Origin of the sequence: Rhizobium sp. CFBP 13644 (genome assembly GCF_014842165.1) — a bacterium.
In the GTDB taxonomy this organism is placed as follows: Bacteria; Pseudomonadota; Alphaproteobacteria; order Rhizobiales; family Rhizobiaceae; genus Agrobacterium; species Agrobacterium tumefaciens_C.
Genome location: NZ_JACYVF010000010.1, coordinates 89,703 through 112,632, shown reverse-complemented (window position 1 = coordinate 112,632; position 22,930 = coordinate 89,703). Strand labels below are relative to the sequence as shown.

At 56.7% G+C, this 22,930-nt stretch carries 21 protein-coding genes; 11 read left to right on the top strand and 10 right to left on the bottom strand.

Annotated features, from left to right (window positions below; translation table 11 throughout):
• Positions 1 to 5 precede the first annotated feature (5 nt).
• From IFT53_RS20825 to IFT53_RS20805, 5 genes are all read right to left on the bottom strand, one after another.
• Positions 6 to 1,073: a Gfo/Idh/MocA family protein gene (locus tag IFT53_RS20825; RefSeq protein ID WP_192067246.1), complete on the bottom strand. Its 1,068-nt coding sequence runs from the start codon at positions 1,071 to 1,073 to the stop codon at positions 6 to 8.
• The gene (locus IFT53_RS20820; RefSeq protein ID WP_192067248.1) at positions 1,066 to 2,079 is read right to left on the bottom strand and encodes a Gfo/Idh/MocA family protein; all 1,014 of its coding nucleotides are present in this window, start codon (positions 2,077 to 2,079) and stop codon (positions 1,066 to 1,068) included. The genes IFT53_RS20825 and IFT53_RS20820 overlap by 8 nt, the downstream gene beginning before the upstream one ends.
• 18 nt (positions 2,080 to 2,097) lie before the next feature.
• Entirely contained in the window at positions 2,098 to 2,973 is an 876-nt protein-coding gene (locus tag IFT53_RS20815; protein WP_192067250.1) for a carbohydrate ABC transporter permease, read from the bottom strand.
• Positions 2,966 to 3,844: a carbohydrate ABC transporter permease gene (locus tag IFT53_RS20810; RefSeq protein WP_431768250.1), complete on the bottom strand. Its 879-nt coding sequence runs from the start codon at positions 3,842 to 3,844 to the stop codon at positions 2,966 to 2,968. Before IFT53_RS20810 ends, IFT53_RS20815 begins: the two co-directional genes overlap by 8 nt.
• An 80-nt stretch (positions 3,845 to 3,924) precedes the next feature.
• On the bottom strand, positions 3,925 to 5,214 hold the full coding sequence (locus IFT53_RS20805) for an ABC transporter substrate-binding protein (RefSeq protein ID WP_192067252.1): 1,290 nt from the start codon (positions 5,212 to 5,214) through the stop codon (positions 3,925 to 3,927).
• Positions 5,215 to 5,335: 121 nt separating this feature from the next.
• On the opposite strand from IFT53_RS20805, the gene IFT53_RS20800 reads away from it, so the two are divergent.
• The 5 genes from IFT53_RS20800 (at position 5,336) to IFT53_RS20780 (ending at position 10,860) form a co-directional block, all read left to right on the top strand.
• A complete protein-coding gene (locus tag IFT53_RS20800; protein WP_192067253.1) occupies positions 5,336 to 6,040 on the top strand; it encodes a TetR/AcrR family transcriptional regulator in 705 nt (234 codons plus the stop codon).
• Positions 6,041 to 6,287: 247 nt separating this feature from the next.
• Positions 6,288 to 7,430, top strand: a complete 1,143-nt coding sequence (locus tag IFT53_RS20795; protein ID WP_192067255.1) for a Gfo/Idh/MocA family protein — start codon at positions 6,288 to 6,290, stop codon at positions 7,428 to 7,430.
• A gap of 10 nt (positions 7,431 to 7,440) precedes the next feature.
• Positions 7,441 to 8,604, top strand: a complete 1,164-nt coding sequence (locus tag IFT53_RS20790; RefSeq protein WP_192067257.1) for a dihydrodipicolinate synthase family protein — start codon at positions 7,441 to 7,443, stop codon at positions 8,602 to 8,604.
• Between the two features lies 1 nt (position 8,605).
• On the top strand, positions 8,606 to 10,036 hold the full coding sequence (locus tag IFT53_RS20785; RefSeq protein ID WP_244656404.1) for a mandelate racemase: 1,431 nt from the start codon (positions 8,606 to 8,608) through the stop codon (positions 10,034 to 10,036).
• Positions 10,033 to 10,860 (top strand): sugar phosphate isomerase/epimerase family protein, encoded by an 828-nt coding sequence (locus tag IFT53_RS20780; protein WP_192067259.1) that lies wholly within the window; start codon positions 10,033 to 10,035, stop codon positions 10,858 to 10,860. Before IFT53_RS20785 ends, IFT53_RS20780 begins: the two co-directional genes overlap by 4 nt.
• A gap of 55 nt (positions 10,861 to 10,915) precedes the next feature.
• Here the strand turns inward: IFT53_RS20780 and IFT53_RS20775 are convergent, their stop codons facing one another.
• The 3 genes from IFT53_RS20775 to IFT53_RS20765 all read right to left on the bottom strand — a co-directional run bounded on the left by IFT53_RS20775 (position 10,916) and on the right by IFT53_RS20765 (position 14,378).
• On the bottom strand, positions 10,916 to 12,514 hold the full coding sequence (locus tag IFT53_RS20775; RefSeq protein ID WP_192067261.1) for an ABC transporter substrate-binding protein: 1,599 nt from the start codon (positions 12,512 to 12,514) through the stop codon (positions 10,916 to 10,918).
• A gap of 80 nt (positions 12,515 to 12,594) precedes the next feature.
• Positions 12,595 to 13,221, bottom strand: a complete 627-nt coding sequence (locus IFT53_RS20770; protein WP_192067263.1) for an SGNH/GDSL hydrolase family protein — start codon at positions 13,219 to 13,221, stop codon at positions 12,595 to 12,597.
• Between the two features lie 8 nt (positions 13,222 to 13,229).
• The gene (locus tag IFT53_RS20765) at positions 13,230 to 14,378 is read right to left on the bottom strand and encodes a mandelate racemase family protein (protein ID WP_042618733.1); all 1,149 of its coding nucleotides are present in this window, start codon (positions 14,376 to 14,378) and stop codon (positions 13,230 to 13,232) included.
• Between the two features lie 228 nt (positions 14,379 to 14,606).
• On the opposite strand from IFT53_RS20765, the gene IFT53_RS20760 reads away from it, so the two are divergent.
• Positions 14,607 to 15,491, top strand: a complete 885-nt coding sequence (locus IFT53_RS20760) for a DMT family transporter (protein ID WP_192067264.1) — start codon at positions 14,607 to 14,609, stop codon at positions 15,489 to 15,491.
• On the opposite strand, the gene IFT53_RS20755 is transcribed toward IFT53_RS20760, so the two are convergent.
• Positions 15,486 to 16,547, bottom strand: coding sequence for an ornithine cyclodeaminase (locus IFT53_RS20755; protein WP_192067266.1), 1,062 nt, complete (start codon positions 16,545 to 16,547; stop codon positions 15,486 to 15,488). The two genes, IFT53_RS20760 and IFT53_RS20755, sit on opposite strands and share 6 nt — an antisense overlap.
• 13 nt (positions 16,548 to 16,560) lie before the next feature.
• The gene (gene rocF, locus IFT53_RS20750; RefSeq protein ID WP_192067268.1) at positions 16,561 to 17,481 is read right to left on the bottom strand and encodes an arginase; all 921 of its coding nucleotides are present in this window, start codon (positions 17,479 to 17,481) and stop codon (positions 16,561 to 16,563) included.
• A 126-nt stretch (positions 17,482 to 17,607) separates the two neighbouring features.
• Between rocF and IFT53_RS20745 the strand changes: the two genes are divergently transcribed.
• From IFT53_RS20745 to IFT53_RS20725, 5 genes are all read left to right on the top strand, one after another.
• Positions 17,608 to 18,045 (top strand): Lrp/AsnC family transcriptional regulator, encoded by a 438-nt coding sequence (locus IFT53_RS20745; protein ID WP_042618755.1) that lies wholly within the window; start codon positions 17,608 to 17,610, stop codon positions 18,043 to 18,045.
• 431 nt (positions 18,046 to 18,476) lie between these two features.
• Positions 18,477 to 19,358, top strand: coding sequence for an AraC family transcriptional regulator (locus IFT53_RS20740; protein ID WP_192067270.1), 882 nt, complete (start codon positions 18,477 to 18,479; stop codon positions 19,356 to 19,358).
• Positions 19,359 to 19,455: 97 nt separating this feature from the next.
• A complete protein-coding gene (locus tag IFT53_RS20735; protein ID WP_192067272.1) occupies positions 19,456 to 20,361 on the top strand; it encodes an ABC transporter substrate-binding protein in 906 nt (301 codons plus the stop codon).
• A 68-nt stretch (positions 20,362 to 20,429) separates the two neighbouring features.
• Entirely contained in the window at positions 20,430 to 21,932 is a 1,503-nt protein-coding gene (locus tag IFT53_RS20730; protein ID WP_192067274.1) for a sugar ABC transporter ATP-binding protein, read from the top strand.
• Positions 21,922 to 22,899: an ABC transporter permease gene (locus IFT53_RS20725; RefSeq protein WP_192067275.1), complete on the top strand. Its 978-nt coding sequence runs from the start codon at positions 21,922 to 21,924 to the stop codon at positions 22,897 to 22,899. The genes IFT53_RS20730 and IFT53_RS20725 overlap by 11 nt, the downstream gene beginning before the upstream one ends.
• Positions 22,900 to 22,930: the final 31 nt, after the last annotated feature.

Genomic DNA, 22,930 nt, shown 5'->3' with positions numbered 1-22,930 from the left:
CAGACCTAAGGTCGCCAGCTGATGTATTTCGGGTGGCCCTTTGTGATTGGCAGGGCAACGTCAGAATTGATGTCGTTGGAGTGATAGATCGCTGCGATCAGCTCCAGCGAACCACGCGCATCATCAGTTGTTACCGGCGGCTTTTCGCCCTTTTCAAGACTGCGGTAAAAAGCGGCCATCTGCCCATCGAACCGGCGGCCAACCGGCGGCAGGTCGCGGAGCAGCTCCGCGATCTTGGCCCCGACCTCCTCATTGGCGGGAATAATCCGCCAGGGACCATCACCTGGTGAATAGGCTGAGTGGTTGCTCTCAAACGTCACATGTTCGAATGCCAGACGCAAACGGCTGATTTCTTCCTGGGAGCCGAGCGTCGTAGTCAGAGACACCAACGCACCATTCTTCATCAGCAGGCTGGCCGAGACGCAATCTTCGACCTCAATGGGGTTGACGCGGGTCGCAGCGCGGGCAAACACACGGTCAACCGGGCCCATGAGATAGGTCAACATATCGTGCAGATGTATGGCGTGCGTCATCAGCACACCGCCCAATTCCGTTGCCCAACGCCCGCGCCATGGGTTGTCGTAATAATCCGCGCCCCGGTTCCACAGCGTTTCTGCGGTTCCGACATAGGGCTTGCCCGCCAGACCGCTCTCAATGATGCGTCGCGCCTGTTGAACGCCATCCCCATATCGATACTGGTAGATCGGCATCAACATGCCCTTGGCGCTCTTCTCTGCCTCCACAACCTCGTCCAGTTCTGCGAGTGAGCCGGTCAACGGCTTTTCGCAAACGACGTGTTTGCCGCAGGCAAGCGCCTGAAGAACAAGCTTGGTATGGATCGCGGGCGGCGTGCATATATCGATGATGTCGATATCTGGCATGGCCATCAGTGCATCAGAGGACGTTGTGCGACCGACAACATTGAACTCATCCGCCACCGCATTCAGCCGGGCCTCATCCAGATCGCACAGGACGGCAACCTCATACTTATCCGGGTGCATGGCATAGCCCTCGGAAATATGGGAGCGGCCAATGCCGCAGCCGATGACACCGACTTTGTATCGCTTAGCCATGCTTGTGGCCCTCCGCAATTTGCTGCGCTTTCAGTGCAATTTCCATGGCCGCGAAGCAGCGGGCCTGCGGCATGGCGGTTTCGGTGCGGGCGCGAATATCCGCCAGAAGCTGCGGGCCATAGGGCAGCGGCACATCGGCGCAATCAATGTGCGTCACGCCCGCCTTGTCGGTGAGGAAGAGGTGATCGCCACCTGCCCGCCCGGCAATATCGACATTCTTTCGAATCTCGATTGCGCCTTCCGTGCCCGTGATGAAAAGACGCCCGTCTCCCCAACTCGGCAGACCATCCGGCGTGAACCAGTCCACGCGGATGAAACCGTCGGCATCATCGGTGCAAAGATGAATATCTCCGCTATCCTGCAATCCCGGCCATTGCGGGTTGGCGCGGTTTGAGACCTTTGCCGAGAGAATGTCCGCCGTCATGGAATTGGTGAAAAACAGAAACTGCTCGCACTGGTGCGAGGCAATATCCACCAGAATGCCGCCATAACGCGCCCGCTCGAAAAACCACGCCGGTCGTGTTGGCGCGCGTAGACGGTGCGGCCCGAAACCGGCGGTCGAGACCACCTTTCCGATAGCGCCTGCGGCGATCAACTCGCCCGCCTTCACTGTCGCCCTGTTTTCGAAATGTTCGGAATAGAGGACCGAAAAAATGCGGCCCGTTTCGGCCTGTACTTTTCTGACCTCGTCCAACTGGGCAAATGAGACCATGCCCGGCTTGTCCGTCATCACATCCTTGCCTGCGCGCATAGCTTCAATGGCAAGCGGCGCACGCTCATCGGGAATGGCGGCGGTGATGATGAGATCGATGGAGGGATCATCCAGCAAGCGGCGTTTGTCATCAACGCGCGGTACGCCTGCGAAAGCTTCCGAGTATTCCTTGGCCAGATCGTCTTCGATGGCGTGAAAGCCGACGTGTTCTGCGCCCGCAGCCAGCAGGCATTGCGTCTGGCCGAAAATGTGATTGTGATTGATACCGATAGTCGCAAATCGAACAGGTTTCATTATCCAAGCCTTGATGTTTCAGCGTTTCATGCCTGTTGTGGCGATGCCCTCAATCAGAAGGCGCTGGAAGAAGAGAAAAAATAGAAAAACGGGAACGAGCGAGAGGTTGGACATGGCAAACAGCGCCGTCCAATCCGAACTTCCGGTGCTGTCCACGAAGGAGCGAAGACCGAGCTGCACGGTGTAGGTGTTGATATCGTTGAGGTAGATCAGCGGCCCAAAGAAATCATCCCAGGTCCAGATGAAGGAGAAGATCGCGGCGGTCGCCAGCACAGGTGAAGAGAGGGGCAGCATGATCTTCCAATAGATGCGGAAGGGGCTACACCCATCCATAACCGCTGCCTCATCCAGCTCCCGCGGAATACCCCGGAAGAACTGCACCATCAGGAAAATGAAGAACGCATCTGTCGCCAGATACTTCGGCACGATCAGCGGCAGAGACGTGTTCACCCACCCCATTTCCAAAAACAGGATATATTGCGGAATAAGAACCACATGGTAGGGCAGCATCAAGGTGCCGAGCATCAGCGCGAACCAGAAATTCCGACCGCCGAAGCGAAGGCGCGCAAAGGCAAATGCTGCGAGCGAGCAGCCCGCCACGTTGCCGATGGTGGCGAGCACTGAAATGAAGAACGAGTTCCAGAAGAACTTTCCGAAGGAAACCTGAAGGCCGGTCCAGCCTCTGATATAACCGCCCAGATCCACTGCGGATGGAATGAGCGACGACGAACCGAAAAGCTCATCCTGCGGGCGGAAAGAGCCTGAGATCATCCACAGAATGGGATACATCATGGCAATGGATGCGGCGATCAGCACCATGTGCAGCAGTGCCGATTTCCATAGCGGACGGTTCACCCCTTGGCCGGGACGTAATGATGAGACGGCATCAGTCATCGTAATGCACCCAATATCGTGCGCTCAGAAACGAGAAGGCGGTAAAGAGCGAAATGATGATAACCAGTATCCACGCCAGTGCGGAGGCATAGCCCATGCGGAAGAAACCGAAGGCTTCCTGATAGAGGTAGAGCGTGTAAAACAGCGTCGAGTTGATGGGACCGCCGGAGCCATCGGATATGATGAAGGCTGGCGTGAAAGCCTTGAAGGCATCGATGGTCTGAATCACCGCATTGAAGAAGATGACCGGCGTCAACAACGGCAGGGTTATGCGGAAAAACTGACGCGCCTTACCAGCGCCGTCCATATCCGCTGCCTCATACATATCCTGCGGTATCTGACGAAGACCGGCAAGGAAGATGATCATCGGCGAGCCGAACTGCCAGACAGACAGAATGACCAGCGTGTAAATGGAGTAGTTCGGGTTTGAAATCCAGCTTGGCCCTTCAAAGCCGAAGAGTTGCCACAGCACCATGTTAACAAGACCATCGGACGCGAAAAGCTGGCGCCACAGAACGGCTATGGCCACGCTCGATCCCAGCAGCGATGGCAGATAGAACACCGCGCGATACATCGTCAGGCCTTTGATGCCGCGATTGAAGGCCATCGCAACCATCAGCGCGAAAATGAGCTTCAGCGGCACCGAAAGAATGACGTAAGTAAAGGTCACCGTCATTGCGGCGGCAAATTTCGGGTCCGCTGTGGCAATCCGCACATAGTTGGCCGCACCGACCCAGTCGGGCGATTGCAGCAGATCGTAATTCGTAAAAGACAGGTAGAGCGAAGCCAGCGCCGGACCGAGTGTCAGCCCGAAAAAGCCGATCAACCAGGGCAGCAGAAAGACATAGGCGTGAACATTCCGGTCGAACATCTTGCGCACACGGCCTTGCCTTGGGAGAGCCGCGGCGCGGCCCTCCCTCTGGATCGTATCAGATTGGAACGTCATGAGTGTTACTTCCGCTTGATAACGGTTTCCGCTTCCTTGACGAGCTTTTCGCCGCCCTGCTCCGGAGTGATCTTGCCGAATGCGACTTCTTCCGAGGTGCGCTTGAGAACAAAGGCAAACTCACCGGCGCCCGGAGGCGGTGCGGGCGGCAACGGCCCGACATTCGGGGTGACTTCGGCGATATATTCCACCATCGCCTTGCTGACATCGTTGAGCTTCGGGCTCAATTGGTCGCGCATGGAAGCGGAAGCTGGCACGCCACGCTCGACGCCCAGAATATCAACCCCTTCAGGCACGGCCACGAGAAAGTTGATGAAATCAACCGCCGCCGCGATGCCAGCGCTGCCATTGGCCACACTCATCAACATAGAAGGCTTGAGGTAGTGGCCTGACGGCGTATCCTTGGAAACCTTCGGGTATGATGTGATCGACAGTTTCGCTTTATTGACCGTTTGATATCCAACGAACTGGTTGGAATGCGCAAACGCGGTTGCCGCCTTGCCAGTCGTCAGCGGATTGCTTTCAATGTTCAACTGGTCGAGCGCCTGAATATCGGCAGGAACGCAGGCACCGGCCTCACGCATATCGGCCCACATCGCAAACCATTGCGTCGCATCCTTTGCATTATAGCCAATGCCGCCCTCTTCGCTGAAAAGAGATTTCTTGTTCTGTCTCAGCCAGTTTTCAAAACTTGGCTCAACGCCACTCGCATCAGCCGTGGCATAGTAGCCGGGCTTGGGCTTGTTTTTGCCGAACTCAACCGCATTCTTTGCAAACTCCTCCCAGGTTTGCCCCGCTGATGGCGGCTTGGCACCAGTTTTCTCCCAGCCTGCGGCATCGAAGAACACCGCGCTTGAATTCACACCGAGATTGATGCCGTAAAGCTTGCCATCGACTCGGCCAGAATCGATGTTCGGCGCACCGAAATCATCGATCTTCAAGCCTTTGCCGAGATACTCATCGAGTGGCGCCAAAGCACCGCGCCGCGCATATTCGAAAATATAGCGGTAATCCATCTGAATGAGGTCAGGCGCATTGCGACCGGCGACCTGCGTGGCAAGGCGGGGCCAGTAGTCCGACCAGCCCGCGAACTCACCGGCGATATCGAGATCTGGTTTGACCTGTTTGAAGGCGGCTATCGCCTTGTTCGTGCGGTCGGCACGCTCTTGTGATCCCCACCAGAGCAGGCGAATACGCGCCGCCTGCGCAAATGCAGATCCCCCACCCACTGTCGCGAGCGACAGTGCGGCCAGACCCGCGGTCAAAACCGCACGTCTTTGAATCATCATGGACATTGGCAACTCCTCCCTAATTGAATGCCAAATTAAATGATGCTGATAAACAGCGCTTGCCGTTTTATAACTATCTGGTTACATGGGATCACTGTTCAACAGCGTTGTCAAGCGGTCACTAAAAATGGATGAAGCCAAAAAAATTAGTTCAGAAAACGTGATCGACGAGGCGGAAAAGAAGAAGCGTGTGACCACACGAAAACCGGCCGTCCAATCACGAAATCCGGAACGCACCCGTGCGGCCATTCTCGAAGCCGCCCGCCGTGAGGTTGCAGCCAAGGGCTTGGCCGGGGCGCGGATTGACGTGGTGGCCAGACGTGCTGGCACCAACAAACGCATGATCTACCACTATTTCGGTGACAAGGACGCGCTCTATCTGGCGGTGCTGGAAGACGCCTATCAACACATTCGCAATGCCGAGCACCGGCTGGACCTTGCGCGCAAACAGCCGGTTGATGGCCTGCGCGAGCTTGCCCTCTTTACCTGGCATTATTTTCTCGACCACCCGGAATTTCTGAGCATTCTGGCAACGGAAAATCTCAATCAGGCCAGATACTTGCGCCAATCCACCAGCATTCCTGAAATGCATTCCAATTTCATTTCGGAGCTGAAGGACGTGCTGCTGCGTGGCGAAAAGACCGGCGATTTTCGCGCTGGTCTGGACCCGGTCGATGTCTATCTGACAATTGCCTCACTCGGCTTTTTCTACCTGTCCAACCGTTTCACGCTGTCCACGATCTTCCAGCGCGATCTGGCAGCGCCTGCGGAGCTGGAGCGCTGGGGACAGCATATCGTCAACACCGTCATTGCTGCACTGCGGCCATTTTGAACGGCCAGCCAAATTTTCCAAGCAAGAACAAACGCTCCGTACTTCGCAAGTGCGAAATAGGGATGAGGTAGAAGGTGCTGGCAGCCATCAGGCCAGCCGCTCGGATGATTTAAGCCGTGATTTTTCGCACGAAAATCTTCTTGACAGAAATACTGTTTCCCAATCACAAATAACCAACTGGTTACAAATTTTCGAAAACGGAAGATTGCGCCTTAACGGGAGTGAGGCGCCTTGGGAGGAAAATTTCATGCAGCGTATCGGCGTCATCATGCACGGCATTACCGGCCGTATGGGATATAATCAGCACCTCGTTCGCTCCGTTCTTGCTATTCGCGACCAGGGTGGCGTGACATTGAAGAGCGGCGAAAAGGTCATGCTGGACCCCATCCTTGTGGGTCGCAATGGCTCGAAAATCGAAGAGATTGCCCGCAAACACAATGTGGCGCGATGGACGACGGACATCGATGCCGCTCTCGCAAACCCCGATGACACACTGTTTTTCGACGCAGGCACGACGCAGATGCGCGGCAGCCTGCTGACCAAGGCCATCAAGGCTGGCAAGAATGTCTATTGCGAAAAGCCCATTTCCGACAATGTCGAGGAGGCCATGGCTGTTGCGAGACTAGCGGAAAGCGCTGGCATCAAGCACGGTGTGGTTCAGGATAAGCTGTTCCTGCCCGGGCTTCGCAAGCTTGCCATGCTGCGCGACAGTGGCTTCTTCGGTAAAATTCTGTCGGTGCGCGGCGAGTTTGGCTATTGGGTTTTTGAAGGTGACTGGCAGCCAGCACAGCGCCCATCCTGGAACTACCGCCAGAAAGATGGCGGCGGCATTATTCTCGATATGCTCTGCCACTGGCGTTATGTGCTCGACAATCTTTTTGGCGAGGTCAAAGCCGTCAACTGCCTTGGTGCTACCCACATTCCCCAACGCTTTGACGAGCAGGGCAACGCCTATGTGGCCGATGCGGATGACGCCGCTTACGCCACGTTCGAGCTGGAAGGCGGCGTGATTGCCCACATCAACTCGTCCTGGGCGGTGCGGGTTCGCCGAGATGATCTGGTCACATTCCAGGTGGATGGTACCCATGGCTCGGCAGTTGCTGGCCTTACAAAATGCTGGACGCAACATCGCACAAACACGCCAAAGCCGGTCTGGAACCCGGACCAGCCGCAAACCATCGATTTCTACAAGACCTGGCAGGAAGTGCCAGACAATGTGGTTTACGATAACGGCTTCAAGGCGCAGTGGGAAATGTTCGTGCGACATCTGGCCGAGGATGCGCCTTGGCCTTACGGGTTGATGGAGGGTGTCAAGGGCGTGCAGCTAGCCGAGCTTGGCCTGAAATCCTGGAAGGAGCGCCGCTGGCTCGACGTTCCCGCAATCGTTTGAGGAGGCTGACATGACCGAGCTCAAACTGCCGAAAGACGACCGCTCAATTGAAACCTACAGGCTCAGCGGCACACCGATTGCACTCGAAAAGCGCCAGCCATCCGACTTCAACCGCGTGGCCTATGCCGCCGCCCACGTCGTGGCCGACCCTTTCGCAGACAACGACCCGTGGCTCACACCGGTCATCGATTGGGAGGGAACCTTACGCTTTCGCCATCGTCTCTGGGATCTGGGCCTTGGCGTCGCGGAAGCCATGGATACCGCGCAGCGCGGCATGGGGCTTGGCTGGCCGCAGGCGCAGGAACTCATTTCCCGATCGCTGAAAGAAGCCGCGACCCGCAAGGATGCGCTGATTGCCTGCGGCGTTGGAACGGATCATCTGACTGGCACGCACTATAGTCTGAGCCAGATCGTTGATGCCTATCTGGAGCAACTGAATTTTGTTCAGGGTGAAGGCGGGCGTGTCATCTTGATGGCAAGCCGTGCACTTGCCGCCAACGCAACATCGCCGGATGATTATCTGGAAACATACTCGCGTGTTCTGGCCCATGCCAGTGACAAGGTCATCATTCATTGGCTCGGTGAAATGTTTGACCCGGCCCTTGAGGGCTACTGGGGCGCAAGCGACCATATGGCGGCCATGGATACCTGCCTTGATATGTTGGCCGCAAACGCCGACAAGATCGATGGCATCAAGATTTCGCTTCTGTCGAAAGAAAAAGAAATCGCCATGCGTCGCCGCTTGCCACCAGGTGTGCGCATGTACACAGGTGATGACTTCAACTACGCCGAACTGATAGCGGGTGATGAGCAGGGCCATTCCGATGCGCTGCTCGGCATTTTCGATGCGATTGCGCCTGCCGCATCCAAGGCTCTGGCGAGTTTAAAGCGGGGCGACACTGCCGATTTCTTCACGGTTCTCGAACCCACAGTCGCGCTGTCGCGCCACATTTTCAAAACCCCGACCCGCTTTTATAAAACAGGCGTCGTGTTTCTGGCCTATCTGAACGGCCTGCAGGACCATTTCACCATGATCGGCGGGCAGGAAAGCACGCGCTCCACGCAGCATCTCGCCGAGCTTTTCCGCCTGGCAGACAAGGCCAATGTTTTGGCAGACCCGGATGATGCGACGAGACGCATGAAAAATCTGCTGGCCGTCAGGGGCGTGCATTGAGATGGCCAGCGCACCCGTTTTGAAGGTAAAAGACGTCGCAATCTTCGAGCGGCGTCTCAGCATGCGCATGCCATTTCGCTTTGGCGCAGCAACGGTCACGGAGGCGGCGCAGATATTCCTTTCCGTCATCATAGAGGATGACAGCGGGAGGACGGCCGCAGGATATGCCGCCGAGCTGATGGTGCCGAAATGGTTCGACAAGAACGTCGACCTCAGCAACGCCGACAATGAGCAGCAATTGCGCCGCTCCGTGCATATGGCGGCACAGCTTGCGAAAGAGGCAGCACCCGCCACCGCCTTCAGCCTTCATGCCGCGCTTGAGCCACAGCAGCATGAGCAGGCATCAGCGGAAGGTCTGAACGGTTTGATTGCTTCCTTCGGCCTGGCGCTGGTAGACCGCGCTATACTGGATGGCCTCTGCCATCTGCACGATCTGACGATTGCGGATGCCATCTGCATCAATCTGCCCGGTATCAACACATCGACGACGCCTGATCTCGCGGGCTTCGATGTGTCGGGCTTCCTCAGCCGGTTGCAGCCGAAAAAGACGATCCATCTTCGCCACACGGTGGGCTATGTCGATGCGTTGACGCCGGCAGACATGAACTCCGCCCGCCGCAATGATGGTTTGCCGGAATGCCTGAGCGAAGAAATCGAGACCTATGGCGTCCGCTATTTCAAACTGAAACTATCTGGCAGGCCGCTGGAAGACACACAACGTCTGATCCAGATCGCAGCCGTTCTCGACTGCCTGCCGACCTACAAGGTCACATTGGACGGGAACGAGCAGTTTGCGGATGAGGCAGCCGTCATCGAACTGATGGACCGCATCGAAGCAGAACCGGGGCTTCAGCGATTGCGTCAATCGCTTCTGTTCATCGAGCAGCCGATCATTCGAACCGTTGCACTGTCAAAACCGGTCAAGACATTGGCCAAACGCGTTGCGCTTGAGATCGACGAGTCCGATGGCACCAAGGATGCGTTTCTTGAGGCCAAGGCACAAGGTTATCTCGGCGTATCCTCCAAATCCTGCAAGGGCTTCTACCGGTCCCTTCTCAACAGAATGCGTGTGGAACAATGGAATGCGGCAACGGCGGGTGGCTATTTCATATCGGCGGAAGACCTGACGACACAAGCGGGCATCGCGGTGCAGCAGGATCTGGCGCTGGCGGCATTGACCGGCCTTGGCCATATCGAGCGCAATGGACACCATTATGTCGATGGCATGCAGGGGGCCTCGGACACTGAAAATGCCGCATGGCTTTCCGCGCATGGTGATCTCTACGCAGATCATGCAGGGCGCGCGCGTCTGCACATCGCAAAGGGTGAGCTTCGCCTGGAAACAGTGCTAGCCGCCAAGGGCCTTGGCGTTGCGCAATCCGCAGCACAGGCAACATTTCGAACGCTTCAATCGGGGGAGAAGACCATATGAGCCTTGAAGGTCTTTCAATCAATTTCGCGACCATCAAACAGGGAGGTGCGTTCGGCACCTTGGTAGACGCCTGCCTTGCCCATGGCATTACCACCATTTCGCCATGGAGAGATCAGGTCCACGGCGTGGGCCTTGCGGAAGCGGCCCGCATCGTTGAACAGAACGGAATTCGCCTGAGTGGCCTCTGCCGGGGTGGCTTTTTCCCGGCAGCGGATGCGAAAGGCCGCCGAGACGCTATTGACGACAACAAACGCGCCGTCGATGAAGCGGCAGCTCTCAAGGCCGATTGCCTTGTTCTTGTTGTCGGTGGATTGCCTGCGGGCTCCAAGGACATCGCCGGCGCCCGACAGATGGTGGAAGATGGCATGGCAGAGCTTTTGCCCTATGCGAGGCAAGCTGGCATTCCGCTCGCCATAGAACCGCTTCACCCATTCTATGCCGCCGACCGCGCATGCTTCAACACGCTGAAACAATCGCTCGATCTCTGCGACAGATTAGGAGCTGGCACAGGCGTTGCGATTGATGTCTATCACGTGTGGTGGGACCCGGAGCTTGCAGAGCAGGTGGCACGCGCGGGCCGCAACGACCAGATCCTCGCGCACCACATTTGCGACTGGCTAGTGCCAACGACTGATCCCCTCAATGATCGTGGCATGATGGGGGACGGCGTCATCGATATCAAGGGCTTTCGCCGCATGATCGAACAGGCCGGTTTCTTCGGCCCGCAAGAGGTGGAGATTTTCTCCTACAATTGGAACGCCCGGCCCGTTGACGAGGTGCTCTCGACGGTGGTCGAGCGATACGGGTCAGTGTGTCAGGCTTGAAGCATCGCATTGCAACGTCATCCCCCGCAACAGCAGGGGATGACGCATATGCCGATCAGCGTTCCTTGCTGACGCCTTCAAAACGGGAATACCAAGGGCTGACGATCATGCCTTTGACATCACTGCGATAGGCGGCTGTATCCACCACTTCGGAGAATGGCTGGATCGAGAGAACCGCGTCATTCATATAGGCTTGGATATCTTCATAGGCTTTGGCCTGCTTGGCGGGGTCACGCTCCACCAGCGCCGCTTCGATCATCGCGTTCAGCTTCTCATCGAAGAAACTCGTGCGCCAGCTCTGGTAGTTGGTGAGCTTGGCCTCATCGGCATTGTTGGGATTATAGGCAAGGGAGCGCAGATTGTTGTCCGGGTGCGGTTGCTGACCACCGCCGCCACGACCGACCAGAAGCTCGAATTTACGTTCGCGCATCGCGCCGTAAATCTGGTCGCCGGAACCGCTGATCAGCTCGGCCTGAATGCCCGCCTGCGCCAATGTGTTCTGGATTGCCGTCGCGGCCTTCATGAACGGATCTTCGGAGAGAACGCGCAGGGTGGTTTTGAAACCTTGCGGGTAACCAGCCTCCGCCAGCAACGCCTTTGCCTTGGGTATATCGAGCTTGAAGCCCTGATCCGGCAGCGAGCCGAGAACGCCGGTGCTGATGGGGCGCTGGTGCAACTTGCCGTAGAATGGCATGACCGCCTTATCGAGCCCCTCGTAATCGATCAGATAACGCAGCGCTTCCCGTACCTTCTTGTTGGCATATCGCTCGTCTTTCATCGAAACGCCGAGATAGTAAAAGCCTGAACCGGGCGTGGATTCGATGGCAATTTCCTTGTCTGCCTGAAGCGACGTCAGGTCCGGTGCCTGCAAAGAATAGGCAACATCGATGTCGCCTTTTTCAAGCATCAGGCGCTGCGATTGTGATTCCGGCAGATGGCGCATCAGAACCCGCTTCATCGCGGGCTTTTCGCCCCAGAAATCATCGTTGCGGGTCAGGATGATGAATTCATTGGACTTCCACTGACCGAGCTTGAACGGGCCGGAACCCGCCGAGTTCAGAGTCAGCCATGCGGCACCCATATCACCGTCTTTTTCATGCTCCATCGCTGTCTTGCTATCGATGATGGTGCCGGGACCATTCTGCCCAAGGATCATCAGAAGCAGATTTGGATCATCCGGTTTTGGCAGATTGAGAACGAAGGTCTGCTCATCCTTTGCCACAAAAAGCGTGTCCGCCTGCTCGACCTTATAGCCGCGGGTCTTCAAGAAGGACGACTGGGCCAGATTGCGGACCAGGAGACGCTTCAGGCTCCACACCACATCCTGCGCGGTTACCGGATTGCCGGATGCGAAGCTAGCATCTTTTCGCAGATGGAAGGTGATGGATTTGCGGTCTTCAGCAACCTCCCAACGCTCTGCTAGGCGGGGCTGAATGCTTCTATCCTTATCCGAAAGTGTCACCAGCGTGTCGTAAACATTGTTCAAGACCTGCACGGTCTCACGGCCGGTAATAGCTGCGGGGTCGAGCGTCAGAATGTTGCTCATCGTGGTCGCGACCACCAGCTGGTCTTTCGGAGTTTCGGCGAAAGCATCAAGCGGCATGGCGCCGATTAACAAAGCACCCACCGCTACTGTTGCAAAGAAATGTCTCATCTTTCCTCCCATTGGCCGCTCATCCATCACGGCATTAACTCAAGACCAGATCGGCACTCCTCTGCGACGACGCTGATCAATTAAAGAATGGCTAAAACGGGCGCCACCAGCGCACGTCCAATATTGGCAGTCGCCTCACCCTCCAGATGTACGCCATCAATGGATGACGCGCTGGCAACGGTACCGGCATCGAAGAATGCACAATTCACCTCTCCCGCCAGCTTTTCATAAAGGGGCGACAAGCGCTGAGACTCCGAGATGCGCCGACCTGCGGCGGGCGCACCCGTCGGCCCCGCCACGCAGGCAGGCGGCGCGACAATCAACAGGCTCGGTCGGAATGACCGAGGCTTGTAGGGAAATGTGTCGACGATCTGCGCCAGACGTCGCACCCCTGAAACAGCCGTTTCGGCCACGCCTCCATGCACGGGCTTGAGATCATTCGTCCCCAGCATGATGATGACGAGGTCAAGCGGCATGTGGGAAGCAAGCGCTACCTCCAGCGCCTTGGCACCATTTCTGCATGCAGGTCCGGCATGATCATCGTAACAGGTTGTGCGCCCGCCAAGCCCCTCGGCTATGACATGCGCCTTGCCTTCAAGACCCGCCTCCAGCACCTCCGGCCAGCGGAACTCACGCGGATGGCGCAATCCGGTCGCCGGGTCTGCACCCCAGGTCAGGCTATCGCCGAAGGCAAGGATCGTCTTCATCTCTGGCCTTACCGGACGCGATTGTTTTCGATGAAGTTGAAATCGATGTCCTCTCCCAGACCCGGACGATCAGGCACATGCACGTAGCCATCTGCGTCCATCGGGTCGGACAGGGATTTCAGATAATCAAAGCCATCATCATATTCGAGGAAAGGATGCAGCAGCCCACGCTCATACCAGCGGCAATTCTTGGTCGCGGCCACCACGTGCAAATTCATGGCCGTGTTGCCATGCACTTCACATTCCACGCCAAAGGCTTCCGCAAGGTGCATGGTTTTCAGCGCAGGCGTAATGCCGCCAACATCATTGACGCCGGTCCTCAAAATATCGCAGGCACCCGCCTTTAACCATTCCGCCCGGTGCCAGTGCTTTCCAGCCGCACTTTCAGGTCCAACGACCGGAATATCGAGATTATCCGCCAGCCATTTGTAGGATGACATGGACTGCTCATCCATCGGCTCTTCGATCCAGTCGAAATCCAGCTTCTCCAGACCGCGCCCCAAAGCCAGCGCATCGGTCCGGGAATACCAATGGAAGGCATCGATCATCAAATGGATATCGGGACCCACCGCTTCGCGAACGGCAGAACAGGCCTTGAGATCCATCTTGACATCCGGCGCCCAACTGACAGGTGGCATCCACGTGTGCAGCTTGATGCCTTTATAACCGCGCTTCACCAGCGTTTCAGCAAAGCGACCGTAGTCCTCAGGGGTCGCAAGACCGCCTTCAAGCTCATCCCCGCACATGATCGAGCCATAGGCGAGCACCTTGTCACGATAGCCACCAATCAACTTGTATACAGGTTGGTTGAGCGAACGACCGGCCAGATCCCACAAGGCGCAGTCGACCACGGCTAGCGTGCGGTCCGTCAACTGCGCTGCAGACCCCCTCTGCCAATGCGCAAGGTCTTGCCACAGCCTTTCGCGATCGCGGTGATCGGCACCGATAAGAACCTTTTTGACAAATTTCTCGATGAGATGGGGGCGAACAATTTCCGGTGCGGTAAAGGAATGCCCTTCCTGACCGTCCTCCGTGCGGATTGTCAGCATGGCCTGCTCAACCTGATGCGCCGGACCCGGATGCGCGTGGCCGGCACTATCGGAATGGCGACGCGTAGTGGTTTTGAACACCCGCACGTCCACGTCGGTAATAATCATCTGTCCTCCCTCTGCAGCCCGGCGGCCACCGACATCATCTTCGCATCCTATTAGACAGATATGCGACTATTTGTCAAACATGTATGACATGTTGTCTTTTCCGTCGAATCTCAAAGCCTATGATCTGCGAAAGGATCGATCCTTCGCCTTGCACGTTTGTGTCGGGAGAGAAACTTTAGTAACGCTTGCGTCTTTCCCGCACTCACCTGCACAATCACAGAGCCCTCCATGCCCTCCCAATCTGCCGGTTATTTATATGCGCTTGCGGCCTTCACCATTTTTGCCGCACAGGATGGCATTTCGAAGCATCTCGGCTCGGCCTATCCGCCCGTCCTCGTCGCCATGCTGCGCTATTGGGCTTTCGCAATTTTCGTCATCATCCTCGCGCTAAGATCACAGGCAGGACTTCGCAGAACCGCCACCACTCAGCGTTTCTGGCTTCAATCCAGTCGCGGTGTGTTGCTAGCGGTGCAGATTGTTCTCGCGATTTTCTCGTTTTCCATCGTCGGTCTGGCGCATACCCACTCCATTTTCGCTGCAGCGCCGCTTTTTGTCGCAGCGATGTCTGTTCCGATCCTGGGTGAACAGGTCGGCTGGCGGCGATGGTCGGCAATTCTGGTTGGTTTTTTGGGTGTGCTCATCATCCTCAAACCGGATGAGAACGGTTTTGACCCGGCTTTGCTGATAACCTTTGCTGGCGCATTGCTGTCCGCGCTTTACAGCGTGCTAACACGCCTTGCCAGCCGCACTGACACGGCCATGACAAGCTTCTTCTACACCGGCGTGCCAGGAGCATTGGCGCTGACACTTATTGGGCCGTTTTATTGGGTTACAATGGCGCCAGCCGATTGGGTCTGGATGCTGGCCCTGTGTATCACGGGCATGAGCGGGCACTATCTTCTCATCAAAGCCTTCGAGCTGGCCGATGCCGCGACAGTACAGCCTTTCTCCTATTACCAGTTGGTGCTCGTCTCCATCATGGGCGTAGGCCTCTATGGAGAGGTCTTGAACGCCCACATGATTGTGGGCGCAATCATCGTCATCGCTGCCGGTCTTTTCACCATCTGGCGGGAGCAAATGGTTGCCCGCCGCAATAGAAGACTGTCGCTATAGCACTTGGGCGGCCTTCGCCTCACAGCGCAGCAGCATACCGAACAGATCCTTCGGCTCATCCGGGTCCGCCAGCAGATCCAACTCGTCGAACAACCCTGTGGAAGCGAGCTTCGACCTGACATAGCGCAGGGCCGAAAAGTCTTCGATTGCAAAGCCCACGCTGTCGAAGAGGGTGATCTGTCCGTCGCCCTCGCGCCCCGGTTTGCTGCCCGCAATCACTTCCCAAAGTTCTGTGACGGGGTAATCTCCAGGCAACTGCTGAATTTCGCCCTCGATGCGGGTTTGCGGCGGGTACTCCACGAAAATTCCTGAACGAAGCAGAATATCTCTATGCAATTCCGTCTTGCCGGGACAGTCACCGCCCACCGCATTGATGTGAACGCCGGGGCCAACCATATTGTCGGTCAGGATGGTTGCATATTGCTTGTCGGCGGTAACGGTCGTGATGATATCGGCGCCTTCAACCGCATCCTCCGCGCTCTCGCAAATCGTAATAGTGAAGCCGGAGCCCTGAAGATTGCGCTGGCATTTGAGGCTCGCCTGCATGTCAACGTCATAAAGCCTGAGATGGTCGACGCCCATGATGGCCTTGAAGGCGCGCGCCTGAAACTCGCTTTGCGCACCATTGCCGATGATGGCCATTGAGCGGGCGTTTTTGCGCGCAAGGTATTTCGCAGCAAGTGCCGATGTCGCGGCAGTCCGCAGGGCTGTTAAAATCGTCATTTCGGAGATCAGCATCGGATAGCCGTTGCCCACATCCGACAAGACACCGAATGCCGTCACGGTCTGGCGTCCCTGTCGGGTGTTCTTGGGGTGTCCATTGACGTATTTGAAACCGTAGAGCTGTCCGTCGCTGGTTGGCATCAACTCGATGACACCTTCCATGGAATGGGAGGCGATACGCGGCGTCTTGTCGAACTGCTCCCAGCGTCTGAAATCCTCTTCCAGCGTATCGGCGAGTTCGGACATAAATGTATCGATGCCGACGTTCAGGACCAGCTTCATCATGTTATCGACACTGATGAAGGGGACGATATTGAGGTTCGGTAATACCATGATCCAGCCCTCCTCAGCCAGCTCTCGTCGGTCGGTCCAGAACACGCTTGCCCATCAGGCTTGCGGTCAGATCCACCATCAGACGCGCAGTGCGGCCCCGCTCATCCAGAAACGGGTTGAGCTCGACAAGATCGAGGCTCGAAACCAGGCCGCTATCGCACAGCATTTCCATCACCAGATGCGCTTCACGGAACGTTGCGCCTCCCGGCACAGTCGTGCCCACCGCAGGCGCAATCGATGGATCAAGGAAATCGACATCAAGGCTGACATGCAGCAGACCATTCGCCGCCTGAACCCGCTCAAGAAACGATCGCAACAACACGCCAACGCCGTGTTCATCGATCATGCGCATGTCGTAAATGGTCACACCGGTTTCACCGAGTGCGGCGCTTTCGGCCGGGTCGACACTGCGAATGCCGATCATGCAGATGTTGTCTGGACTAACGGGATGCGTAACTTTGGGGAAGTAACCTTCAAAGCCATCGCGTCCGCTGTAATATGCCACCGGGGTTCCGTGCAGGTTTCCACTGCGAGTGGTTTGCAAGGTGTGATAATCCGTATGGGCATCCAGCCACAGCACGAAGAGTGGTCTGCCCATCTCCGCCGCACGCCGCGCCACACCTGTCACGCTCCCCGCTGAAATGGCATGATCGCCGCCCAGAAAAATTGGCATCGCGTTTTCGCTTTCGCGGTAGGCGATTTTCGTAAGCGCCTCGGTCCATGCAACCGTTTCCGACAAATGGTGAACGGCGCTGTTGGGATGGGCGAAGTCACGAAGTGGTGCGGGCGTGATGTTGCCCAGGTCAACCACGCCATGGCCAAGATCTTCCAATGCAGTTTTCAGGCCCGCTATGCGCAGCGCGCTTGGTCCCATCTCGCACCCCAGATGTCCGGCACCGATCTGCAAGGGCACCCCGATCAACCTGCATTCCATGAGCGTCTCCCTCGCTTTGAACTCATGAAATTGAACCATTTGACGATGGCAATATGAACAATGCATATTGGCAAAACCGATTTCACTTCCTACCAATTCGGTCAATCGAGTTTGCAAAGTGGCACAATGGATCAACTGGACACGAAACTGATAACGCTTCTGCGTCACAACGGGCGACGCAGCATCTCCGACCTCGCGCTGGAGACAGAGACATCCCGCGCCACGGTACGGGCACGCATAGAGCGGCTCGAGGCGAACGGCACGATTGTCGGCTACACCGTCGTTCTGCGGGCCGATGCGGCAGCGGCAACCGTGCGCGGAATCATGATGATCGAGATCGAGGGGCATGTGACCGACAGAGTGATCCGTGCACTTGGCGGCTTCCCTGAGATATCCGAGATCCATTCGACCAATGGCAGGTGGGATCTGATTGTGGAATTGAGCGCGCCGACGCTTAGCGATTTCGATTCCATTCTGCGCCGCATCCGTCTGGTTCCGGGCATTACCGGCAGCGAAACCAGCCTTCTTCTGTCCACCTCACGCTCGACAAAGGCGCGGCTTTAGGAGAGCCACAAGCGTTCCCCTCGGTCCTCTCTTACGGTCTTTGGCTCTATCAACTTATAGTACTGGATTCACTCATTTAACCGATACCATAGAGACGTCAGGATGCCTGAAAAGTATAAGGGTTGAAAGCGCTACCAGCGGGCGCGATCATCGCATAAAACCTCAACCTTTGGCTTAATTGTTCGGATCAGCGCCAATTTGCTGCGCTGCGGCGCAAAAATATGCCAAACTTGTGAAGTCTCCTTCCTGTACAAGTATAGCCTCATACAACACCCCATGGCGCGACGACAAAAAAGTATCAGCAATTTCTCCGCAATGATGTGGAATGATCCGGCTGAACACTGGATGCTCCGGCCAACGTTCGAGGTCAGTTGGAGAGGAGCCAATGGCCAGCCCTTAAGGGGATGTAGCGTTTGAGGGAGAGAGTATCCATGCAACCCGATCTTGAACTGGTCCATATCCGCAAGGGCGAATCTTTCGCAGCCTGGACGCATGGCTACCCGTTCCGCACGGTGCGCTGGCATTACCATCCCGAATATGAAATCCACCTCGTGGTGGCGACAACAGGCACGTTTTATCTGGGCGATTTCGTCGGCACATTCAGCCCGGGTCAGCTCATCATGACAGGCCCCAACCTTCCACAAAACTGGATCAGCGATATTGAAGAGGGCGAGATCGTCCCGGCCCGTTCGCTCGTCATCCAGTTCCCTGAAGCCTTCATCGAAGGCGCCTGCGCATCCATGCCGGAGATGGAAGCGGTGCGCCCGCTTCTGGATCGCAGCCGCCGCGGATTGCTTTTTGACGATGCAACCAGCGCGGCCGTGCGCCCTATCATCGAAAAACTGCTGGAAGCACAGGGCCTGAAACGCCTTGCCTTGTTCTGGGAAATTCTCGACCGTCTCGCGGAGGGGGATCACGAGGTGCTTGCAAGCCTCAGCTTCCAACTTGATCTGACAAGCACGGAAGACAGCGGGATCAACCGCGCCTTGTCTCACTTGCGCGAGAACCTGACCGATCAGGTTGAGGAAAGCGAGCTTGCGGAAATGTTCGGCCAAAGCCCCAGCACATTTTCCCGGGCCTTCAAGCGCCACACCGGCACGACGCTGGTGCGCTACCGCAACCAGATGCGCATCGACCTTGCCTGCAAGATGCTTTTGGCGGACCTCGACGTCAATGTCGCAGAAGTTTGCTACGAAGTAGGGTTTTCAAACCTGTCCAATTTCAACAGGCATTTCCTGAAGTTGAAGGGAATGTCTCCATCCCAGTTCCGTACGACATTCACGGCGCAGAAGGCGTTCATGATGGCGGACTGATCGAGCCTGACAATCTGACTTTAAACCATTCGGGCAGCGGTCTGCTGTCTGGAAACGCGCAGCTATGCCTGCATTCATCCATAAGGGAGGAACCTAGATGAAAAAGATGCTTCTTTCGGCCACCGCCGCACTGGCTTTGTGCATCACACCTGCACTCGCCCAGGAAAAACTCAAGATTGGAATGACATTCCAGGAATTGAACAATCCCTACTTCGTCTCGATGCAAGAAGCCTTGAAAGAGGCCGCAGCCAGCATCGGTGCAGACGTGATCGTCACAGACGCGGCTCATGATGTTGCAAAGCAGGTTTCCGATGTTGAAGACATGCTCCAGCAGAAAATCGATATCCTGCTGTTGAACCCAACGGATTCCGCCGGCATCGAAGCCGCCGTTCACGCTGCCAAGGCCGCAGGCGTGATCGTCGTTGCCATCGATGCCAACGCCAATGGCCCGGTCGATACCTTCGTCGGCTCCAAGAACCGCGATGCCGGATATCTCTCCTGCAAGCATCTGGGCGAAGCCCTCGGCGGCAAGGGTGAAGTTGCCATTCTGGACGGCATTCCCGTTGTGCCTATCCTGCAGCGCGTCGAGGGTTGCAAGGCAGCTCTTGGTGAATTCAAGGAGATCAAGCTGGTGGACACCCAGAATGGTCGACAGGATCGCTCGGTCGCGCTCGGCGTCGTTGAAAACATGATCCAGTCGCATCCGAAACTCGCCGGTATCTTCTCGGTGAATGATGGCGGGGCCATGGGTGCACTTGCCGCCATTCAGGGTTCCGGTCGGGATATCAAGCTGACCTCGGTCGATGGTGCGCCTGAAGCAGTGAAGGCCATTGCCGATGGCACCAACTTCATCGAGACAACAGCCCAATTCCCGCGTGACCAGGTTCGCGTTGGCCTTGCCATGGCGCTTGCCCAGAAGTGGGGTGCCGTTGTCGTGCCGAAGGAAGTTCCGATCGACGTGCGCGTTGTAGACAGCAAGAATGCAGCTGACTTCAGCTGGTAATTAGCACAGCCAAGCCTGCACCCACGGCCATGTGGGTGCAGGATTTTTCAACGACCGAGGAGAGCAGAATGCTTGAACTCAAAGGGATCAGAAAAAGCTTTGGCCAGATCGAAGTCCTGCGTGGCGTCGATCTGACAGCGCGCGCAGGAGAAGTTCACGCACTTCTTGGCGAAAACGGCGCTGGCAAATCCACGCTGATGAAAATTCTCTGCGGCATCATCAAGCCGACGGACGGCGCGATCCTGATTGAAGGAAAAGAGCATCAATTCGCCAATTACGACGAGGCCATCGCGGCTGGAATAGGCATCGTCTTTCAGGAATTCAGCCTGATACCCTATCTCAATGCTGTCGAAAACATGTTCCTCGCCAGAGAGTTGCGCGGGCCAATCGGCCTTCTGGATAGAAAAGCCATGCGCATTCGCGCAGCCGAAATCATGCGCCAACTGGCAGTCGATGTGCCTCTTGATGTGCCGGTCCACCGCCTGTCTGTCGCCGAGCAGCAGTTTGTCGAGATTGCCAAGGCACTCTCCCTCAATGCCCGGATTCTGGTTCTGGATGAGCCGACGGCAACCCTGACACCGTCTGAGACCGAACACCTGTTTAATGTCATGCGCACCTTGCGCAGTCAGGGCGTGGCGATCATTTTCATTTCGCATCATCTGGAAGAAATCTTTGAAATCTGCGACCGCATCACCGTGCTGCGCGATGGAGAATTCATTGCATCCTGCCTCGTGTCCGATGTGGACAACGACCGCCTTGTCGAGATGATGGTGGGGCGACGGATAGAGAATAATTTTCCGCCCAAGACTGGCACGACGAGTAGTGCGCCCATCGTGATCGAAGTGGAAGAACTGCAACTCAAGAAGGGAGGCCCGATATCGCGGTTCTCCTTGAGAAAAGGCGAGATATTGGGCTTCGCCGGTCTCGTCGGCTCGGGGCGGACGGAGACTGTGCTCGCCATGCTCGGGGCGCATTCCTTCGCGCGCCGCAAGCTCAAGATGGATGGCATCGAAAAGCGATTTTCTGGCCCCGATGACGGCTTGGCCAGTGGCGTCGGCCTACTACCCGAAAGCCGCAAGGATGAGGGTCTAATCACCAGCTTTTCCATCCTGCAGAACATCTCGCTCAATAACTACAAGAAGTATCGCAAGAACCACTGGTTCATCGATCTGAAAAAAGAACGTCGCGATACGCAGGACGCCATGGATCAGGTCCGCGTCAAGGCGCAAGGCCCAGACGCCCGCGTCGATACCCTGTCCGGAGGCAACCAGCAAAAGGTCGTGATTGCCAGGTGGCTCAACCACGATATGCGGGTGCTGATCTTCGATGAACCAACGCGCGGCATTGATGTGGGTGCCAAAGCTGAAATCTACGCCCTGATGCGCCAGTTCACCGAACAGGGCTACTCGATCATCATGATCTCATCCGAACTGCCAGAAATCATCGGCATGTCCGACCGGGTCTGCGTCTTCCGCTCAGGCGGCATCGTGGCGACAGTCGAGGGTGACCTTGTGAATTCCGAAACAATCATGACCCATGCGACCACCGGGAGAGTTGAACATGTTGCCTGATGCAAACACCGACACAGCAACGAGATCCAACGGCCTGACCCTTGGACGCCTGCTGCAAACGCCTCTCGCTCTGCCCCTTGTCGGGCTCATTGTTGTCTCCATCATCATGGGGCTGGCGAGCGACAACTTCTTCACCCTGAACAATATCATGAACGTCCTGCGCCAGGTGTCCATCGTCGGCATCCTCGCGGTCGGCATGACCTTTGTTATCCTCACCGGCGGTATCGATCTTTCGGTCGGAGCGGTCATGGCCCTTGTCGGCACGCTCTGCGCTGGCATGATGGTAAAAATGGGCATTCCAGCCATCGCGGCGCTGGGTATTGGCCTCTCCATCGGCATCGCAATCGGTCTGCTGAATGGCGCGCTCGTCGCGTGGGGCAAGATGCCCGCCATCATCGTTACACTGGCAACCATGGGCATGGCGCGCGGGCTGGGGCTGATCTATTCGGGCGGCTATCCGATCAGCGGTATTCCGAGCTGGATTTCATGGTTCGGCGTGGGTCGCGCAGGTTTTGTGCCGGTGCCGGTCATCATCATGGTGGTGACCTATGCCCTTGCCTGGGTGCTTCTCCAGCGCACCGCCTTCGGTCGCCATGTCTACGCGCTGGGTGGCAACGAAAACGCAGCACGCCTTTCCGGCGTGAAGACCCAGCATGTGAAACTCGCCGTCTACGGCATTGCCGGTTTCACATCGGCGCTAGCAGCCATCATTCTCATCGGTCGTTTGATGAGCGGCCAGCCAAATGCCGGTGTGGGTTTCGAGCTGGATGCCATTGCAGCCGTTGTCCTTGGCGGCACCGCGATTGCAGGCGGACGTGGCCTCATCCTTGGCACTCTGATCGGCGCGATCCTGCTCGGCATCCTTAATAACGGGCTCAATCTCATGGGCATCAACCCGTATCTGCAAGATGTGATCAAGGGGGGCATCATCCTGCTGGCCATCTATATCGGGCGCGAATGGCGCTGAAATCATTGAACTTTTTCAATAAAACAGGAGA

Excerpts from the sequence above, each read along its gene's own strand:
- IFT53_RS20735 (WP_192067272.1), top strand. The coding sequence starts at position 19,456 with ATGAAAAAGATGCTTCTTTCGGCCACCGCCGCACTGGCTTTGTGCATC.
- IFT53_RS20760 (WP_192067264.1), top strand. The coding sequence starts at position 14,607 with ATGCCCTCCCAATCTGCCGGTTATTTATATGCGCTTGCGGCCTTCACC.
- IFT53_RS20795 (WP_192067255.1), top strand. The coding sequence starts at position 6,288 with ATGCAGCGTATCGGCGTCATCATGCACGGCATTACCGGCCGTATGGGA.
- IFT53_RS20775 (WP_192067261.1), bottom strand. The coding sequence starts at position 12,514 with ATGAGACATTTCTTTGCAACAGTAGCGGTGGGTGCTTTGTTAATCGGC.
- IFT53_RS20730 (WP_192067274.1), top strand. The coding sequence starts at position 20,430 with ATGCTTGAACTCAAAGGGATCAGAAAAAGCTTTGGCCAGATCGAAGTC.
- IFT53_RS20765 (WP_042618733.1), bottom strand. The coding sequence starts at position 14,378 with ATGATTATTACCGACGTGGACGTGCGGGTGTTCAAAACCACTACGCGT.
- IFT53_RS20745 (WP_042618755.1), top strand. The coding sequence starts at position 17,608 with ATGGATCAACTGGACACGAAACTGATAACGCTTCTGCGTCACAACGGG.
- rocF (WP_192067268.1), bottom strand. The coding sequence starts at position 17,481 with ATGGAATGCAGGTTGATCGGGGTGCCCTTGCAGATCGGTGCCGGACAT.
- IFT53_RS20740 (WP_192067270.1), top strand. The coding sequence starts at position 18,477 with ATGCAACCCGATCTTGAACTGGTCCATATCCGCAAGGGCGAATCTTTC.
- IFT53_RS20770 (WP_192067263.1), bottom strand. The coding sequence starts at position 13,221 with ATGAAGACGATCCTTGCCTTCGGCGATAGCCTGACCTGGGGTGCAGAC.
- IFT53_RS20725 (WP_192067275.1), top strand. The coding sequence starts at position 21,922 with ATGTTGCCTGATGCAAACACCGACACAGCAACGAGATCCAACGGCCTG.
- IFT53_RS20785 (WP_244656404.1), top strand. The coding sequence starts at position 8,606 with ATGGCCAGCGCACCCGTTTTGAAGGTAAAAGACGTCGCAATCTTCGAG.
- IFT53_RS20805 (WP_192067252.1), bottom strand. The coding sequence starts at position 5,214 with ATGTCCATGATGATTCAAAGACGTGCGGTTTTGACCGCGGGTCTGGCC.
- IFT53_RS20755 (WP_192067266.1), bottom strand. The coding sequence starts at position 16,547 with ATGGTATTACCGAACCTCAATATCGTCCCCTTCATCAGTGTCGATAAC.
- IFT53_RS20815 (WP_192067250.1), bottom strand. The coding sequence starts at position 2,973 with ATGACTGATGCCGTCTCATCATTACGTCCCGGCCAAGGGGTGAACCGT.
- IFT53_RS20810 (WP_431768250.1), bottom strand. The coding sequence starts at position 3,844 with ATGTTCGACCGGAATGTTCACGCCTATGTCTTTCTGCTGCCCTGGTTG.
- IFT53_RS20780 (WP_192067259.1), top strand. The coding sequence starts at position 10,033 with ATGAGCCTTGAAGGTCTTTCAATCAATTTCGCGACCATCAAACAGGGA.
- IFT53_RS20820 (WP_192067248.1), bottom strand. The coding sequence starts at position 2,079 with ATGAAACCTGTTCGATTTGCGACTATCGGTATCAATCACAATCACATT.
- IFT53_RS20790 (WP_192067257.1), top strand. The coding sequence starts at position 7,441 with ATGACCGAGCTCAAACTGCCGAAAGACGACCGCTCAATTGAAACCTAC.
- IFT53_RS20825 (WP_192067246.1), bottom strand. The coding sequence starts at position 1,073 with ATGGCTAAGCGATACAAAGTCGGTGTCATCGGCTGCGGCATTGGCCGC.
- IFT53_RS20800 (WP_192067253.1), top strand. The coding sequence starts at position 5,336 with ATGGATGAAGCCAAAAAAATTAGTTCAGAAAACGTGATCGACGAGGCG.